The sequence below is a fragment of the Lysobacter sp. Root494 genome (assembly GCF_001427225.1).
Classification (GTDB): Bacteria; Pseudomonadota; Gammaproteobacteria; order Xanthomonadales; family Xanthomonadaceae; genus Agrilutibacter.
The window spans coordinates 68,160-86,037 of the sequence record NZ_LMFH01000001.1 but is presented as its reverse complement, the minus strand read 5'-3'; the positions used below and the strand labels follow the sequence as shown (position 1 = coordinate 86,037).

The window sequence follows — 17,878 nt, the reverse complement described above, 5'->3', positions numbered from 1 at the left end:
CATCCTCAATGCTCCGGCCGCCGCCAGCGCCCCAGGGCGGCGGGCAGTTCCTCGCCAGGGACCGGCTGCGCGATCAGGTGGCCCTGTGCCATGCCGCAGCCGAGGTCGGCGAGCATCTGCCAGTCCTCGACGGTTTCCACGCCTTCGGCGACGACGTCGAGCTGCAGTTTGCGGGCGAGATCGAGGCTCGCTTCGATTACCGCGCGCTTGCGCGGTTGCTTGTGCGCGCCCGAGACGAAGCCCTGGTCGATCTTGAGTTCGGTGAACGGAATCTGCGAGAGCTGCGAGAGCGACGAATAGCCGGTGCCGAAGTCGTCGATCGACAGGCCGAAACCCTTCAGCCTGAGACGCGCGAGCACGCCCAGCCCGCGCGCGGCATCGGCCATCACCGAACTCTCGGTGAGCTCCAGGATCACCTCGTTGGGCGCGACGCCTTCGCGGCGCACGATCTCCTGGTAGCGGTCGGCGGCGCCTTCATCGCCCAGCACTTGCGGAGAGACGTTGATCGCCAGGTTGAGGCGGATGCCCTGCTGGTCCCACTGGCGTTTCCAGCGACAGGATTGCGCGAGCATGTGGTCGGTGAGTTCGCTGACCATGCCTTCGCGCTCGATCAGCGGAATGAAATGCACGGGCCGGACGACATGGCCATCGTTGCGGCGCCAGCGCGCGAGCGCTTCCACCGCCACCGGCTTGCCGTTGCCGAGTTCCACCTGCGGCTGGAACCACGGTTCGATTTCGTTGTTGGCGAGCGCATCGCGCAGGTTGGCGACGGTGACCTCGACCACTTCATCATCGTCATAGGCATGCAGCTGATCGTCGAAGCTGCCGAGCACGGCCGCGAGCTTGTCGCGGGTCAGCGGCTTCTCGACGCTGCCGAGCACGCGCAGGCCGTAGGCACGGGCCATCGTCTGCACGGTGTTGAGCAGCGCGGGATCGAGCGCGCTGGCGACCACCACTGCGCGCGCGAGCTGGCGCTGGGCAACGTGGCCGATGAATTCGATGCCGTCCATGCCGGGCATGTCGAGATCGACCAGCAGCACGTCGGGCGGCTGGCTGCTGCCTTCGAGCAGATGCAGCGCGCTGTGGCCGTCGGCGGCTTCGCTGAGCCCGCCGATCCCAAGATCGGTCAACAGCCGCAGCGCCATGCGGCGCTGGAAGCCGTGATCCTCCACGACCATCACGCTTAGTTGCGACAAGGACATCCCGTCCGCCCCCCTGTGAGCTGGCCTGTCGCGCGCCGCGGACTGCGGCGCGGGCGATCCCGGTGGCCTCGCGCACTTTAGCCCCGATCAAGGCGTGTGTGCGCAGGCTTCGCACCGCCCGACCTACCGCCCCGTCGGAGACGCGTGTACGCGCGCCGTCAGCGGGTCACGGCCACGCGGGCGGGTTCGCGGCCCAGGCGGCCTGCACTTCGGCCAGCAGCGCGCGTTCTTCGTCGCGCCACTCGGGCAGCAGGCGCGCGAAGTTGGCCGGATCACGCCACAGCTGCGGCTCGGTGCGCACCGCCGCGGCGTACCACTGCACCGCTTCGTCCTTGCGGCCGTTGCTCCACAACGCGAGGGCGAGCGTCGGCGGCACCCAGCTGCCGTTGCTGCGGCGCGCCGTCACCAGCTGCTGCCACTGCGCGAGTGCGCCGGCGGCATCGCCATTGCGGTACAGGTCCCAGCCGTAGTTCCACACGACCGGGCGCCACAGCGCATCGGTGTCGGAGACGCGGGCGAAGGTGCGCGTGTAGAGGTCCTTGCCGAGGTCGACGCGTCCGGCTTCCATCGCCAGATGCGCGAGCTGCGCGTGCTCGGCCTTGGCGTGCGGATTGCGCTCGATGACCTTCAGGAGTTTCTGCGCGGCGGCGTCGCCGGTTTCCCTGACCGCGACGATCGGACGGGTGGTGGTTGGCTCGGCATCGAAATAGAACTCAGCCGGTTTCGGCAGCGCTTGCGCGGATGCGGAACCGGCCGCGGCCAGTCCCGCGATAAGCAGGAATACGGTACGGATTGACATGGTGGAGGCCCCCTGTTGCTGCGCCGATGTTACCGCTCGCTGCGGCTGCGGGCATCTGCCAGCCGCCGCAAACACGGTGAACGGCGCTGCGGCACAACAGGCGGGCAGACGCGGCAAAGGCGCGTGGAAGCCGAAGTGCACTGCAGGCAGGCGGCGCAGAAAAAAGGGCCCGGCAACGCAGGGCCCTTGGACATCAACTTCCGTTAGCCCACCAATCAGTACTTGATGCGGAAGTTGACGTAGTACTGGCGGCCGTTCGAATACATCGCGTACGGCAGCATGCCCACCGGCGAGCTGGTGTAGTACGAGTACTCCGGGTCGTTGAGGTTCAGGCCATCCAGGCTGACGGTCAGCCAGTCGGTCGCCTTGTACGCCACGGAGGCCGACAGCGTGCCGAAGTCGTCCTGGTAGAACGCGTCGGTGCGGCTGACGCCCGCGTAGAACGCCTCGCGGAACGAGTAGTTCACCCGCGCACTGAACTTATCGTTTTCGAAGTAGCCCGAGAGGTTCCAGGTGTTGCGCGAAGCCCCGTTGAGTGGCCGGCCGTCGTCGAGTTCGCCATCGGCGAAGGTGTAGTTCGCGACGATGCCGAAGTACTCGCCCAGCGGCTGCTGGTAGCTGACTTCGTAGCCTGTGAGCTTGCCGTCCTCGTTGACCGGCACCGAGACGAGGTAATCCGAGTAGACGTCGGTGCCCGCGGCGGCGCTGGCGGCCTGGTCCTTGTACTGGATGGTCTGGTTGCCAAAGGCGATGTAGTCCTTCAGGTCCATCGAGAACACGCTCAGCGACAACAGCGCGCGCGGAGCGAAGTACCACTCGAACGACGCGTCGAGGTTGGTCGACACCAGCGGGTTGAGGTTCGGGTTGCCACCGCTGCCGGTGTGGGTCAGGTCGGCAAGCGATAACGAGCCAGCCAATGCCGAATAGTCCGGCCGGGTCAGCGTCTTCGACGCGGCCAGGCGCAGCACCATGTCGTCGCGCAGGTCGAACTTCAGGTTGGCGCTGGGCAGCACCTCGCTGTAGTTGTTGCTGGTGCTGACCTTCAGGTAGTCGCCGAACGCGGACCCGGTGATCGCACCCGGGATGCCCGAGTTCACCGGCAGCGCCTGCGTATAGCCGATGTCGCTGTCGGTCTTCACGTAGCGCAGGCCGACGTTGCCGCTCCAGCCGTCGCCGGCGAAGTTGGCCTGCACGTAGGCCGCCGAGTTCTTCTCGTTCACCGAATACACGTCGGAGAAGTAGAAGCGCTCCGGATTGTTGCGGTTGGCGAAGTCGGCGTTGATCTGCCTGAGCTGTTCCGGCGTGTAGTACCAGATGCCTGATGGGAAGTTGCCGCCGAGCCCGCTGCCGAAGTCGCCGGGGTAGTGGCCGGCGCCACCGACGTATTGGGCATAAGAGGCGATGTCGTTCCATGCAGCACTGTTCGGACCCTGCGCGATCTCGAAGTCGTTGCCGCGCTCATGCTCGGCATACCGCACGCCGAAATCGAGCGAGCTCAGCACCGACCCGTTCGCGTAGTACTCGCCATCAGCGGCGAACCAGTCTTCCTTGTCGTCCACGTTGATGCCTTGGCCGCCGAAGATCCAGCCGTTCTGCGGCAGATGCGTCGCCGGCGTGTTGGTGCCACCGAGGTTCCAGTCGATCGCCTCGCCGATGTCGTTCATGTTCCAGCTCGCGCCGGCGTTGCCGGCCAGGCCGGTTTCCAGCACGTCCTGGGTCGGGCTGCTGCCCTTGCCCTTGGTGGTGCCCGCCTGGAAGTTGAAGCCGAGGCTGTCGCTCGCCTGCCAGTCGGCGCTGAGGGCGACGAAGTTCGACGAGGAACTGGCGCCGGGGCGCGAGATCATGTCGTACACGCCGTAGGGAGTGACCGTCGTGCTGTTCACCGGGGCATAGACCGCGTTCTTCAGCACGTTGCCTTCGACAACGTAGCCCGGCTGCGGCGCCTGGCTGTTGGCGAACTGGCTCGTCCACATCATGAAATTGCGGTTGTAGTTGTCGGCCTCAAGCTTCGAATAGAACGCATTGAGGTCGAGCGTGAGCGAGTCGGAAGCCTTGAATTCGACGTCGATCACGCCGCCCTTGCGCTCGCGTTCCTGCTCGAACAGCACCGCGCCGAGCAGGTTCGGGTAGTACACGCCGGCCAGGTCCGGATTGGTCTGCACGACAGGTGCGTCTGCGCCGATCACGCCGTAGCCGCCGACCACTTCCTGGCCATCGCGGCGCAGGCTGCGCTTCTCGTAGAAGCCCTGCACAAGCACGCCGAGGTTGCCGGCGGCGTTCTGCCAGTTCATCAGCGCATCGAACTGCGGGTCGGTGCTGCCCGGCAGGTCGGCGTAGACCGCACCGATGTTCGCCGAAGCGGTGAACGGATCGGCGTACTGCAGCGGCTTGCGGGTGATGATGTCGACCGAGCCGGCGCTGCCGCCTTCGACGAGCTTGGCTTCCGAGGTCTTGTGCACGACCACCTGGTCGACGATCTCCGACGGCAGCAGCGAATAGCTGACGCTGCGGCCGACCGACTGCACCTGGCTCAGCACGAACCAGTCGCCGGTGCCGACGGCGTGGCCGTTGACCGTGGTCTGGGTGAGGCTCGGGTTGGTGCCACGCAGGCTGACGCGGTCGGCTTCGTCGAAGCCGCCCTCGCTCGCGCTGGCGGAGCTGATGTTCACGCCAGGCAGTTCGCGCAGCGTGTCGGCGACGTTCTTGGCCGGCAGCTTGCCGATGTCCTCGGCGCTGACGGCTTCGACGTGCGAGCTGGCTTCGCGCTTGGTATCGAGCGACTGCTGGATGGCGCCGCGAATACCTCTTACCACCACGGTGTCGAGATCGGTGGCCTCGTCCGCAGTCTGGTCCGCAGGTGCGGCTTGCGTGGCGGGTGCCGCGTCCTGCGCGCTGGCGGTGCCGGCGACGCCGAGTGCGGCAACGATACTGAGCGAAAGAATCCTCTTGCGAAGTTGCATTGCTTTATCCCCTCCGTCGGGCAGTTGGTCGGCCTCGGGATTCCCGCATTAACGCGGTTCCTTCGGCTCGGTTTTTATCTAGGCCGCGCTGCTGTGATCGTGCGCGGCGTTGCTGAGGCCGGCCTCTTGCCGGTGGTCCAGGTGTTGCAGAAACCAGTTGGCGGCGCCGATGACGCCGAGCTTTTCGTTTTCGATCAGGCGCACCGGCACGCGTTCGAGCACGGCGCGCATCGCGCCCTTGTCGACCATGCGCGAGTGGAAATCACTGGTGGCGATGAAGTCGAGCAGCTGCGGCACGATGCCGCCGGCGATGAACACTTCGCGCGCGCTGCCGGTCACGGCGAGGTCGCCGATCACGCTGCCGAGCAGGCCGCAGAACGTCAACACTGCTTCGCGCGCGATCGCGTCGCCGTGGCGTGCCGCGTCGGTGATCGCGGCGGGCGCGCGCAACATGGATGCGCTGCCGCGGATGGCGCAGAGCGCGTCGTGGAGATTGACCAGGCCGGGGCCGGAGAGCAGCTGTTCGGTGGAGACGTGCGCGCTGCGGCGGCGCAGCCAGCGCAGGATGTCGATCTCGGTGTCGCTGCCGGGCGCGAACGCGGTCATGCCCGCTTCGGTGGGCAGCACCACGGTTTCGCCACGGTGCGGAATGCAGATCGCCGCGCCCAAACCGGTGCCTGGGCCGATTACCAGCACGGGGCCGGGTTCGGCCGTCGGAATGCCGGGCGTGAGCAGCCGCGATTCGCCGGGTGCGAGTGACTGCACGCCGTGCGCGGCCGCGGCGAAGTCGTTGATCACGTGCAGCTCGCGCAACTGCAGTTCGCGGCGCATCTCCGAGAGGGAGATGTGCCAGGGCAGGTTGGAATTGATGACTTCATCGTCCAGCACCACGCCGGCGCTGGCGATCGCCATGCGATCGATGCCGGCATATGCGGCATGCGTGGCGAGGAAGTCGCGCAGGATCGCGGTGAGGCTGGGGTAATCGCCGCAGGAGTACTTGCGATAGGCGAGCACGGCGACGCTGCCGTCGCCATCCACCCGCACCACGCCGATGCGCGCGTTGGTGCCGCCGACGTCGGCGGCGATGAACACGGGAGCGGAAAAGGCCGTCTGCGCCATGGCGTCAGTGCCTGTCCTGCGCAGGGCACGGGGGCGCAGATGGCGCGGCACCCGGTGTTCCGTGTTCGCTGTCGCCCCGCCAATGCATGTCTGTCCCCGGCTCCCGTACTTCGGTGCGGCCGAGACTGCTCCGGCAATGACAACGATGTCAAGAGCCTGTCGTGAAATCGTCTCCATTGCGGTTTTACGGGGCAGGCCCTGCCTGATTTGTGTTGCAGGGCAACATGCCCGTTGCGCCCAGAAGCCCGTAAAGACGGGCTGTCCGCGCGCATGGCCGTCCCGTACGGCCGGCCTTTGACAACGTTGGCCTGTTTGATGTCGTATGAGTCAAACCGTTACGGACCGCCCTGGCGCTCCGCCTTTCCGAAGGAAGTCCCGCATGTCCGCTTCGTCCGCCACCCTCTCCGCGTCGCCCGGCCGCTACGGCTCCATCGCGATCGTCGGCGCACTGTTCTTCGTGTTCGGCTTCGTGACCTGGCTCAACGGCCCGCTGATCTCTTTCGCCAAGCTCGCCTTCGATGTCAGCGACACGCTCGCGTTCCTGATTCCGAGCGCGTTCTACCTGTCGTATTTCTTCCTCGCCCTGCCCTCGTCGCTGATCCTGCGCAGGACCGGGATGAAGAAGGGCATGGCGCTGGGCCTGTTCGTGATGGCGATCGGCGCGCTGGTGTTCGGCCAGTACACGACCGCACGCGTGTATCCGGGCGCGGTCGCCGGCATCTTCATGATCGGCGCGGGGCTCGCGATCCTGCAGACCGCGGTGAATCCGTACATCAGCATCCTCGGCCCGATCGAAGGCGCTGCGCAGCGCATCGCGGTGATGGGGATCTGCAACAAGATCGCCGGCTGGGCCGCGCCGTTCGTGATCGGGACGCTGGTGATGCACGGCATGGGCGATGTCGCCGGGCAGATCGCAGGCGCGGATCCGGCGACGAAAGAGCGCGTGCTGAATGAGTTCGCCGCGCGCATCCACGACCCCTACATGGTCATGGCCGGCCTGCTGGCGCTGCTCGCGGTGGGCATCGTGTTTTCGCCGCTGCCGGAAATCCGGCCAGAAGACGCCAACGTCGAAAGCGGCTCCGCATCGAAGAAGAGCCTGTTCCAGTTTCCACACGTGTGGCTCGGGGCGCTGTGCATCTTCGTCTACGTGGGCGTGGAAGTAATGGCGGGCGATGCGATCGGCACGTACGGCCAGGCCTTCGGCCTGCCGCTCGACGAGACGAAGTACTTCACCGGTTTCACGCTGGGCGCGATGCTCGTGGGCTACATGGTCGGCCTGGTCGTGATCCCGCGCTTCATATCGCAGGAACGGTACCTGAGCTATTCGGCCGTGCTCGGCATCGCGCTCGCGACGGGCGCCTTCCTCACTAAGGGTTACGCGTCGGTGTATTTCGTCGCCGCGCTGGGCTTCGCCAACGCGATGATGTGGCCGGCGATCTTTCCGCTGGCGATCCACGGTCTCGGATCACTGACCGAGAAGGGCTCGGCCCTGCTGATCATGGGCATCGCCGGAGGCGCGGTGATCCCGCAACTGTTCGTGCACTTCAAGCAGGCGCACGACTTCCAGCTGGTGTTCCTGCTGCTGATGGTGCCGTGCTATCTGTACATCCTGTACTTCGCCGTGCGCGGTCATCGCGTCGGGCATCAGGCCGCCGTTGCGACTACGGCCGCGCGCGGCGCGCTGTCACAAAACTGAGGCATACCAGACGCCACCGCACGTGTTTCGCACGCGGCGGTGGTTGGTTAGGCTTGGTTACCCACGGCGGCACGCGATGCCGCGGCCGCTGCATCTAACGCGAGGCTTCGTTGCGCAGACCCACGATCAAGGATGTTGCCGAGCGCGCCCAGGTGTCGCTCAAGACGGTCTCGCGCGTCATCAACGACGAACCCGCGGTGCTGGCGCGCACGCGCGAGCGCGTGCAGCAGGCGATCGCCGAACTCGGCTACCGGCCCGACCCCTCCGCGCGCAGCCTGCGCAGCGCGCAGTCGTACGCGATCGGCCTGATCTACGACAACCCGAATCCCTATTACGTCATCGCAGTGCAGAACGGCGTCCTGTCGGTGTGCCGCGACACCGGCTATGGATTGCAGATCCATCCGTGCGACTCCTCGTCGCCCGATCTCGCCGCGGACCTCGTCAACCTGGTGCGCCATTCGCGCCTGGCGGGGCTGGTGCTGGCACCGCCGATGTCCGAGCGCAAGGAACTTGTCGCTGAACTCGTCGCGCACGACATCCACCTGGTGCGCATCGTCTCGGCTTCCGCCGACCCGCAGGACGGCAGTGCCTGCGTTTACGTCGACGACCGCGACGCCGCGTACGAGATCACCGAATATCTGATTCAACTGGGCCACGGCCGCATCGGTTTCCTCTGGGGCGGCAAGTCGCACGGCTCGTCGTGGGAACGCTACAAGGGCTATGTCGACGCCCTACGCGACTACGGCATTCCGCTCGACGAAGAGCTCGTGGTGGAAGGCGACTATTCGTTCGATGACGGTTTCCGCGGCGCGCGCCGGTTGCTGGCCCTGGGCGACCGCCCGACCGCGATCTTCGGCAGCAACGACGAAATCGCCGCGGGCGTGCTTGCGGCGGCGAAGTCGAGCGGGATGAATGTCCCGTACGACCTGTCGATCGCCGGTTTCGAGGACAGCCCGTTCTCCAAGCAGAGCTGGCCGGCGCTGACGACGGCGAAGCAGGCGACCGAGGAAATCGCGCAGCACGCGGCGCGGCGGTTGCTGGAGGAAATCCAGGGGCGCGTGGGCACGGCACAGAACGAGGGGTTCAGTCCGCAGCTGGTGGTGCGGGGGTCGACTGCGCCGCCGCGACCGAAGGGTTGAGCGGGCGGCCTAGGCACCGCCTGGGGTGTTTTGCAGCGCTTTTCAGCTGCTGATACTGCTGTCGCTACTGTCGCTACTGTCGCTACTGTCGCTACTGTCGCCGTTGCAATTGCAGCGCAGTGCCGTTGCCGTTGCCGTTGCCCGTCATTCCCGCGAAAGCGGGCGTCTTTTCCACGGACGAATGTCCGTTCATCCAGTGTCTTGCTCTTGTCGTTGCGTTCGCTCTTTGCAAGCAAAAGCGAAGTCGCTGATTCCGCTTTCGCGGGAATGACGAGCGTTTTGAGAGCGTGCAGCTGCCAGTCCTACTGGCAATCCCGGACACACATCAAAAACGCAGCGACGCCGCCCCGCGCGCCAGCTGCTCGATCGCCTTCCAGTCGCCGGCCTCGATCTGCTTCACCGGCGTCAGCCATGAACCGCCCACGCAGCTGACATTCGGTGCTGCCAGGTAAGCGCGCGCGTTGTGCACGCCGATGCCGCCGGTCGCGCAGAAGCGCACGTCCGGCAATGGGCCGTGCAATGAGCGCAGCGCAGCGACGCCGCCCGCGGCTTCGGCAGGGAAGAACTTCTGGTATGCGAAACCCGCTTCGGCCAGGGTCATTACCTCGCTCGCGGTAGCGGCGCCCGGCAACCATGGCAATGCGGAATCTTTCGCTGCAGCGATCACCGCCGGTGTCGAACCGGGCGACACCGCGAAGCGGGCGCCGGCTTTCTCCGCATCGAGCAGATCCTGCGGGCGGCGCACCGTGCCGACGCCGACGATCGCGCCTTCGACTTCCGCGGCGATCGCGCGCACGGCATCGAGCGCGGCACGCGTACGCAGGGTGACTTCGATCGCCGGCACACCGCCGGCAACGAGGGCGCGCGCGAGTGCGACGGCGTGACGCGCATCTTCGAGGACCACCACCGGGATCACCGGCGACGCATGCAGTACCGATTCGAGCAGACCCATTTCTTCCAACCTCGTTGTTCGATTTCTTTTTGCGGATGCAGTCGTTCCGGGCGCAGGAGACTGGCGCTCGGGAGCCCGTGGCTTCGCGTGCGCAGTTCGCGCGTCCGGACGGGCGAACGTATGCGCAGCGCGCACTACGACAGCGGGGGCGTGTTGAAGACACCGCCACCGGCATCGGCGGTCGCGGCAATGTTGCGGAACACCGCAAACAGTTCGCGGCCCATGCCGACGCTGTTGGCGGAAAGGTCGGCGGTCGCGGCTTCGCGCGCGGCCCATTCGGCTTCATCGACCAGCGCATCAAGGCTGCCGCCGTGCACATCGAGCCGCAGTACGTCGCCGTCCCGCAACTTCGCGATCGGACCGCCGCACTCGGCTTCGGGACTGACGTGGATCGCCGCGGGCACCTGGCCGGATGCGCCGGACATGCGGCCATCCGTAACCAGCGCGACGCGATGGCCCTTTTTCTGCAGCACCGTCAGCAGCGGCGTGAGCTGGTGCAGCTCGGGCATGCCGTTCGCGCGCGGGCCCTGGAAGCGCACCACCACGATCACGTCGCGGTCGAGTTCGCCGCGTTCGAAGGCCCGCTTCACCGAAGCCTGGTCGGCGAACACCCGGCACGGCGCTTCAATGGCGAAACGGTCTTCCGGCACCGCCGAGATCTTGATCGCCGCGGTTCCCAGCGCGCCGCGCAGCACGCGCAGGCCGCCATCGGCACGGAACGGCTCGGCGGCCGGACGCAGGACGGAGAGATCTTCGCTGCGTCCGGCCGCCGGCACGTAACTGAGGCCATCACCGCTTTTGCCGGTGCCTGCGTCGAATCGCGCTTCGACGCGATAACGCGAGAGGCCGTGGCCTGCGACGGTTTCCACGTTGTCGTGCAGCAGTCCCGCATCGAGCAGTTCGCCGATCACGAACGCGATTCCGCCCGCCGCATGGAAGTGGTTCACGTCGGCGCTGCCGTTGGGATACACGCGCGCCAGCAGCGGCACGGCGTGCGAGAGCGCTTCGATGTCGTCCAGGCGCAGGTCGATCCCAGCCGCGGCGGCGATCGCGATCAGATGCAGCAGGTGGTTGGTCGAACCTCCGGTCGCGTGTAGACCAACGACGCCGTTGACGATCGCGCGCTCATCGACGATGCGGCCGACCGGACGGTAGTCGTCGCCGAGCACGGTGATCGCGGCCGCGCGGCGCGTGGCTTCAGCGGTGAGCGCGTCGCGCAGGCGCGTGTCCGGATTGACGAAGCTGGCCCCGGGCAGGTGCAGGCCCATCATTTCCATCAACATCTGGTTGGAATTGGCCGTGCCGTAGAAGGTGCACGTGCCGGGGCCGTGGTAGCTCTGCGCTTCGGCTTCGAGCAGTTCCTCGCGCGTCGCCTTGCCTTCGGCGTAGCGCTGGCGCACGCGCGACTTCTCGTCGTTGGGCAGGCCCGAAGTCATCGGCCCCGCCGGGACGAATACGGCAGGCAGATGGCCGAAACTCAGCGCGCCGATCAGCAGCCCCGGCACGATCTTGTCGCACACGCCCAGGTACAGCGCGGCGTCGAACATGTCGTGCGAAAGCGCGATCGCGGTCGACATCGCGATTACTTCGCGCGAGAACAGCGACAGCTCCATGCCCTCGCGACCCTGGGTCACGCCGTCGCACATCGCCGGCACGCCGCCGGCGACCTGCGCGGTGGCGCCGACGCTGCGCGCGGCGTTGCGGATCAGGAACGGGAAACGTTCGAACGGCTGGTGCGCCGAGAGCATGTCGTTGTACGCGCTGACGATGCCGAGGTTCGGTGCGATGCCCGCGCGCAACGCGGCCTTGTCTTCGGGCGAACATGCGGCGAAACCATGGGCGAGGTTGCCGCAGGCGAGCTGTCGCCGTTGCGGGCCGTTGCCCGCAGCTGCATCGATGCGCGACAGGTACGCCGTGCGGCGTTCTCGGCTGCGTTCGATGATGCGCTGGGTGACGTCGGCAAGAACCGAATGCAGGCTGGTCATGCCGCTCCCGTGCGGAAGAGGTCGAGATCGTTCGCGGCGCTGGCAGCAGGTGCTTCGCGCGCGGCATCCGCATCCGGACACCAGAACAGCCGCGGGGGTACCGGCGCCTGCGCGAGGAACGAACGGATCGGCAGGCGGTTGCGCGGATCGTCGACGGCGTTGTCGAACACGCGGCGCTTCGCCTCGCCTTCGATGTGGAGATACAGCTTCGGTGCGCTGAAGATCGCGCTGAGCGTGAGCGACATGCGCGGCTCCGGCGCGGCGTTGCTGCGCACCGCCATTACCGGCGCCCGGCCGCTGGGTTGCAGGCCGATGTCGCGACGCGCGAGGTCGGGAAAGAGCGAGGCGATGTGCCCGTCCTCGCCCATGCCGAGCACGGCGACGTCGAGCGGCAGCGCGCGCAACGACACTTGGGTGAGCACGCCCTGCAGCGCGCGTTCGGGCGTCGCGACCGGACGGAACAGGGGCAGCAACGCGGCCGAAGCCGCTTCGTTCTGCAGCAGGGCTTCGCGCAGCAGCCGTTCGTTGGAACGCTTGTGCACGGGCGGGACCCAGCGTTCGTCGACCGGCACGACCAACACGCGCGACCAGTCGAGGACTTCGCGCGATAGTGCCTGCAGGAAACGCAGCGGCGTGCTGCCGCCGGAGAGCGCGAGCTTCGCTACACCGCGCGTGGCGATCGCGTTGCGCAGATCGTCGGCCACGTTGCGCGCCAGTGCAGCCGCGAGTACTTCGCTGCCCGCGTGGCGGCTTTCATTGAACGCGGGGCGGTCCGGCGTGATCACGGTGAGATGCTCACGGCGCGTCTTCATGCCAGGTCCTGCCATCGCGTTCGATGAGGGCGACTGCCGCGCTCGGGCCCCAAGTACCGGCGGTGTAGGGCTTGGGCGCATCGTTGTTGGCTTCCCATGCGGCACGAATGGGGTCGATCCACTTCCATGCGGCCTCGACTTCGTCGCGGCGCATGAACAGCATCGGATTACCGCGCACCACGTCCATCAGCAGGCGTTCGTACGCGTCGGCCTGGCGGCCGCCAAACGCTTCGGCGAAGCTCAGGTCCATCGGCACGTGGCGCAGGCGCAGGCCACCGGGGCCGGGCACCTTGTTCATCAGCCACATCGTCACGCTTTCATCGGGCTGCAGGCGCAGTACGAGGCGGTTCGGCGCCAGTTCGCTGACGCCTTCGAAGATCGAGTGCGGCACCTGGCGGAAGGTCACCACGATTTCCGACTCGCGATTCGGCAACCGCTTGCCGGTGCGCAGGTAGAACGGCACGCCGGCCCAGCGCCAGCTGCGCACCTCGGCCTTCAGGGCGACGAAGGTTTCGGTGTTGGACGCGTGGCCGAGTTCCTCGGCATAAGCAGGCACCGCGCGGCCTTCGGCGGCACCATTGCGGTACTGGCCGCGCACGACCAGCTGTGCGGCGTTGCCTGCATCGATCGGACGCAGCGCGCGCAGCACCTTGAGTTTTTCGTCGCGGATCGCGTCGGCGTCGAGTGAGGTGGGCGGTTCCATCGCGACCAGGCACAGCAGCTGCAGCAGGTGGTTCTGAACCATGTCTCGCAGCGCGCCGCTGCGGTCGTAGTACGGCGCGCGGCCTTCGACGCCGACGGTTTCGGCGACGGTGATCTGCACGTGGTCGATGTGCTCCGCGCGCCACAGCGGCTCGAACAATGCATTGCCGAAACGCAGCGCAGTGAGGTTCTGCACCGTTTCCTTGCCGAGGTAATGGTCGATGCGGAAGATCTGGCGTTCGGCGAAGACATGGCCGAGCGCGTCGTTGATCGCATCGGCGCTGGTGCGGTCGGTGCCGATGGGCTTCTCGACGACCACGCGGGTGTCGTTGTCGATCAGGTTCCATGCGTGCAGCTTCTCCGCGGCGACCGCGAACAGCTGCGGCGCCACGGCGAGATAGAACACGCACACGCGCTGCTCGCGCCGCATTTCATTCGCGAACTCCTCCCAGCCGGCGTCATTGGCGAGATCGAGCCGGCGAAAGTGTAGCAACTTGAGGAAGTCTGCCAACGCGGCGCCCGCCCCTTCCTTTTCGGCGGAAGCGGCGAGCGCCGCGCGGACCTGTTCCCGGTATTCCTCGTCGCTGCGCGTATCGCGGGCGATGCCGACGATGCGCGTGCCGTCGACGATCTGTCCGTCCCGATAACGGTGGAACAGCGCCGGCAACAGCTTGCGCATGGCCAGGTCGCCGGAGCCGCCGAAGATCACCAGGTCAAATGCGGGGAGGGGAGCGAGATGAGCCGGGTGGGCAGCGGAACCGGCGGGTACGACGGGGGTCATGGGGACAGGTCCGTTGGCAGTGGGGCCACGATACCAGCTGAGATACCACTTGCATACCACTCTTCATAATTTGCCCGATATGGTCTGCAACTGGTATTGTCTAGGCCATGCACAGCTATCTGGTCAGCGAATTCCAGCGCCAGTCCGAGGCCCGTCGGGCCCCGGCCTACCAGCACCTGCGCCGGACCCTGCAGCACGCGGTCGAGAACGGCGAGCTCAAGCCGGGCCAAGCGCTGCCCGGTGAGCGTGAACTGGGCAAGCTGCTCGACCTCTCCCGCGTCACCGTGCGCAAGGCGATCGCCGGCCTGGTCGGCGACGGGCTCGTCGTCCAGCGCCATGGCGCCGGCACCTTCGTCGCCGAACGCATCGTCAAGTCGTTCTCCAAGCTAACCAGCTTCACCGACGATCTGCGCGCGCGCGGGCTGGATCCGAAGTCGGTGTTCCTCGACCGCAGCCTGGGCGAAGTCACGCCCGAGGAAGCGATGGCGCTCAACGTCTCGCCCGGTACGCAGGTTGTCCGCTACTACCGCCTGCGCACCGCCGGCGACCAGCCGCTCGCACTGGAACGCACCGCGGTGCCGCAGTCGGTGCTCGCGGATCCTTCGATGGTGGGGAATTCGCTGTACGAAGCGTTCGCCGAGCGTGGCATTCGTCCGTCCCGCGCATTGCAGCGCCTACGCGCGATTGCGTTCGACGCCGAGCAGGCGCGGCTGATGCAGTTGCCGGAGGGCAGCCCGGGTTTGTTCATCGAGCGGCGCACGTTTCTTGAAGATGGGCGCGTGGTGGAGTTCACGCGGTCGTTCTATCGCGGCGATGCGTATGACTTTGTTGCCGAATTGCACAGTGAGTGAGGATTTCGCTTCGCGTGCTTTGCCCGTTTTTGCTCGTCATTCCCGCGAAGGCGGGAATCCAGTGACCTGGCTTTCCAATGCAGCAAGAAGACGGCAACAGCAGAGGCACTGGATGACCGGACATAGCCTTCCCAGGGAACGGCGAGCTAGAACAACTGCAAGAACCAGCAGAGCAAAGACACTGGATTCCCGCTTCCGCGGGAATGACGAGCAAAAACAACGGCAGCATTAATGCATCCGGACGCATCCGCAATGACCAACCCCACCACCACGAAAATGCACGCCGAAGCGGCCGAAGCCGCCGACGCGGTTGCGCGCCAGTTCGCCGCAAACGCCGCGGTCATCGACGCACTCGTCGCGCGCCTGAAACAGCAACCGCCGCGCTTCATCGTCACTTGCGCGCGCGGCAGCTCCGACCACGCCGCGACCTACGGCAAATACCTGTTCGAAACCACGCTCGGACTGGTCACCGCATCGGCTTCGCCGTCGGTGGGCTCGGTGTACGCGGTGAAGCCGCAACTGGAAGGCGCGCTGTTCATCGCGATCTCGCAGTCGGGCAAGAGTCCCGATTTGCTGCGCAACGCGGAGATCGCGAAATCCGCCGGCGCGCAGGTCGTCGCGCTGGTGAACGTCGCCAATTCGCCGCTGGCGCAGCTCGCCGATACCGTGATCCCGCTGCACGCCGGCCCGGAAAACAGCGTCGCCGCAACCAAGAGCTACCTGTGTTCGCTCGCCGCGCTGCTGCAGCTCACCGCCCGCTGGAGCGGCGATGCCGCGCTGCTTGCCGCTGTCGAAAAGTTGCCGGACGCGCTGCGCGAAGCCTGGAAGCAGGACTGGTCGCCGCTGGTGTCCGGCCTTCGCCTGGCCAACAACCTGTTCGTGCTCGGCCGCGGCCTCGGCCTCGCCGCGGCGCAGGAAGCCGCATTGAAGTTCAAGGAAACCTGCGGCCTGCACGCGGAAGCGTTTTCCTCCGCCGAGGTGAAGCACGGGCCGATGGCGATCGTGAATGCCGACTTCCCCGTGCTTGTTTTTGCGCAGGACGACAGCACCGGCGATGGCACCGCGGCCGTCGCCGAGGAATTCCGCAAGCGCGGCGCGCCGGTGTGGCTCGCGCGTCCGGGCGCGCACGGCGCGGGCGTACTGCCATTGCCGGCATCGCTGCATCCGGCGTGCACGCCGCTGCTCACGATCCAGGCGTTCTACGGCGCGGTGAACGCGCTCGCGGTAGCGCGCGGGCACAATCCCGATGTTCCGCCGCATCTCAACAAGGTCACCGAGACGGTTTAAGAACCGCGGATCGCGTCGCCCATCGTTCCGAGCGCCACGCAGATCCGGCTGATCGTCGAAGTGAAAGCAGAAGCAGGTCCCTCGCTACGCTCGGGATGACCGTTCCCTACGTCGCCATTCGCCTAGCCAGACAGATGACCATGAACAACACCCTCGTCTTCCACAACGGCCACGTCCTCACCGATCGCGGTTTCGAACGCGACGTCAGCGTAGTCGTGGAAGACGGTTACATCGTCGCCGTGTTGCCCGGCGACAGCACGACCACTACCGCATCGACCGTCGACCTGCAGGGCACCTATCTCGTGCCCGGTTTCATCGACACCCAGGTCAACGGCGGCGGCGACGTGCTGTTCAACGACGAACCGACGGTTGAAGGCCTGCGCCGGATCGCAGCGGCGCATCGCCGCTTCGGCACCACGGGCCTGATGCCGACGCTGATCAGCGACGACGTCGCGGTGATGCAGCGCGCGATCGAAGCGGTGCGCGAGGCGATCGCGCAGAACGTGCCCGGCATCCTCGGCATCCACCTCGAGGGTCCGTATCTCGCCGAAGCACGCAAGGGCGTGCACGACTCGCACAAGTTCCACATGCCCGATGCGCGTGAACTCGATCTCGTCGCGTCGCTCGGCGTGGGCAAGACGATGGTGACGCTGGCGCCGGAGCGCTTCGCACCGGAAACACTGCACGCATTGACCGAACGCGGCGTGCTCGTCTGCGCCGGGCACACCGCCGCGACTTACGAGCAGCTGCGTGATGCCTTCGCCGCCGGCGTGCGTGGCGTCACCCATCTGTTCAATGCGATGACCCCGCTGGGCAGTCGAGAACCGGGCGGCGTCGGCGCTTCGCTGGAAGATCCCGACAGCTGGTGCGGGATCATCGTCGACGGCTTCCACGTGCACGATGCCTCGCTGCGTGTCGCGATAGCGGCGAAGCCGCGCGGCAAGATGATGCTGGTCACCGACGCGATGCCGCCGGTGGGCGGCGAGCGCGAGGACTTCACGCTCTACGGCATTCCGATGACCTGCCGCGACGGCAAGTGCAGCACGGCCGAAGGCGGGCTCGCCGGCTCCGCGCTCGACATGGCCGGCGCGGTACGCAACACGGTGGAACGGGTCGGGCTGCCGCTGGATGAAGCCTGCCGCATGGCGTCGACTTATCCGGCCGAATTCCTCGGGCTCGGTAGCGAGTTGGGGCGGATCGCACCGGGGTATCGCGCCGACCTGGTTATGCTCGATCCTGCCCTGCATGTGCAGGGAAACTGGATCGGCGGGCAGGCGTAATTCGCGCGAACAAAGTGCGTTGGCCGATTCGGGCCGCACCCACTTCGTTTTCGCCTTCACCCAGTAGAAGCCTGCGGGCGCGCCGCTGCCGCGGCGCAACTCCCTCCCGGCCTCCCTCTTTCAGAGAGAGGAGCAAAGCGGGGGTCTCCGTTCCACGGGAGGAGCAAGCGTGTCACGGGGAGGAGCAAAGCGTGGGCTTGCCTCTCAGATGCAGTAGCAAGCGCTTGCTTTTGCCCCTTCGAAGAAGGGGTCGGGGGATTTGCTTTTGCGCCACGCAGCGGCGTTGGCGGGCTTCGAATTCTCTCTCACGCAT

At 66.6% G+C, this 17,878-nt stretch carries 13 protein-coding genes; 5 read left to right on the top strand and 8 right to left on the bottom strand.

Annotation, left to right across the window (positions count from 1 at the left end; translation table 11 throughout):
- Nucleotides 1-5: 5 nt before the first annotated feature.
- From ASD14_RS00345 to glk, 4 genes are all read right to left on the bottom strand, one after another.
- Entirely contained in the window at nucleotides 6-1,202 is a 1,197-nt protein-coding gene (locus ASD14_RS00345) for an EAL domain-containing response regulator (protein ID WP_056127331.1), read from the bottom strand.
- A gap of 166 nt (nucleotides 1,203-1,368) precedes the next feature.
- Nucleotides 1,369-2,001, bottom strand: coding sequence for a tetratricopeptide repeat protein (locus tag ASD14_RS00340; protein WP_056127328.1), 633 nt, complete (start codon nucleotides 1,999-2,001; stop codon nucleotides 1,369-1,371).
- Between the two features lie 215 nt (nucleotides 2,002-2,216).
- Nucleotides 2,217-4,961: a TonB-dependent receptor gene (locus ASD14_RS00335; protein WP_056127326.1), complete on the bottom strand. Its 2,745-nt coding sequence runs from the start codon at nucleotides 4,959-4,961 to the stop codon at nucleotides 2,217-2,219.
- Nucleotides 4,962-5,039: 78 nt separating this feature from the next.
- Complete coding sequence (gene glk / locus ASD14_RS00330) at nucleotides 5,040-6,080, bottom strand: glucokinase (RefSeq protein WP_056127323.1); 1,041 nt, start codon at nucleotides 6,078-6,080, stop codon at nucleotides 5,040-5,042.
- Nucleotides 6,081-6,459: 379 nt separating this feature from the next.
- Between glk and ASD14_RS00325 the strand changes: the two genes are divergently transcribed.
- Both ASD14_RS00325 and ASD14_RS00320 read left to right on the top strand, forming a co-directional pair.
- Nucleotides 6,460-7,776, top strand: coding sequence for a sugar MFS transporter (locus tag ASD14_RS00325; protein WP_056127320.1), 1,317 nt, complete (start codon nucleotides 6,460-6,462; stop codon nucleotides 7,774-7,776).
- Between the two features lie 110 nt (nucleotides 7,777-7,886).
- Nucleotides 7,887-8,915, top strand: coding sequence for a LacI family DNA-binding transcriptional regulator (locus ASD14_RS00320; RefSeq protein WP_056127317.1), 1,029 nt, complete (start codon nucleotides 7,887-7,889; stop codon nucleotides 8,913-8,915).
- Between the two features lie 325 nt (nucleotides 8,916-9,240).
- Here the strand turns inward: ASD14_RS00320 and eda are convergent, their stop codons facing one another.
- The 4 genes from eda to zwf form a co-directional block, all read right to left on the bottom strand.
- Nucleotides 9,241-9,867: a bifunctional 4-hydroxy-2-oxoglutarate aldolase/2-dehydro-3-deoxy-phosphogluconate aldolase gene (eda, locus tag ASD14_RS00315; RefSeq protein ID WP_056127313.1), complete on the bottom strand. Its 627-nt coding sequence runs from the start codon at nucleotides 9,865-9,867 to the stop codon at nucleotides 9,241-9,243.
- Nucleotides 9,868-10,001: 134 nt separating this feature from the next.
- Nucleotides 10,002-11,852, bottom strand: coding sequence for a phosphogluconate dehydratase (gene edd / locus ASD14_RS00310; RefSeq protein ID WP_056127310.1), 1,851 nt, complete (start codon nucleotides 11,850-11,852; stop codon nucleotides 10,002-10,004).
- Nucleotides 11,849-12,664, bottom strand: coding sequence for a 6-phosphogluconolactonase (gene pgl, locus ASD14_RS00305; RefSeq protein ID WP_056127308.1), 816 nt, complete (start codon nucleotides 12,662-12,664; stop codon nucleotides 11,849-11,851). Before pgl ends, edd begins: the two co-directional genes overlap by 4 nt.
- Nucleotides 12,648-14,147, bottom strand: coding sequence for a glucose-6-phosphate dehydrogenase (gene zwf, locus ASD14_RS00300; RefSeq protein ID WP_082538628.1), 1,500 nt, complete (start codon nucleotides 14,145-14,147; stop codon nucleotides 12,648-12,650). The genes pgl and zwf overlap by 17 nt, the downstream gene beginning before the upstream one ends.
- 107 nt (nucleotides 14,148-14,254) lie before the next feature.
- Between zwf and ASD14_RS00295 the strand changes: the two genes are divergently transcribed.
- From ASD14_RS00295 to nagA, 3 genes are all read left to right on the top strand, one after another.
- On the top strand, nucleotides 14,255-14,998 hold the full coding sequence (locus tag ASD14_RS00295) for a GntR family transcriptional regulator (RefSeq protein ID WP_056127305.1): 744 nt from the start codon (nucleotides 14,255-14,257) through the stop codon (nucleotides 14,996-14,998).
- A gap of 252 nt (nucleotides 14,999-15,250) precedes the next feature.
- On the top strand, nucleotides 15,251-16,285 hold the full coding sequence (locus ASD14_RS00290; RefSeq protein ID WP_056128699.1) for an SIS domain-containing protein: 1,035 nt from the start codon (nucleotides 15,251-15,253) through the stop codon (nucleotides 16,283-16,285).
- Between the two features lie 140 nt (nucleotides 16,286-16,425).
- The gene (gene nagA, locus ASD14_RS00285; protein WP_056128697.1) at nucleotides 16,426-17,565 is read left to right on the top strand and encodes an N-acetylglucosamine-6-phosphate deacetylase; all 1,140 of its coding nucleotides are present in this window, start codon (nucleotides 16,426-16,428) and stop codon (nucleotides 17,563-17,565) included.
- Nucleotides 17,566-17,878 lie beyond the last annotated feature (313 nt).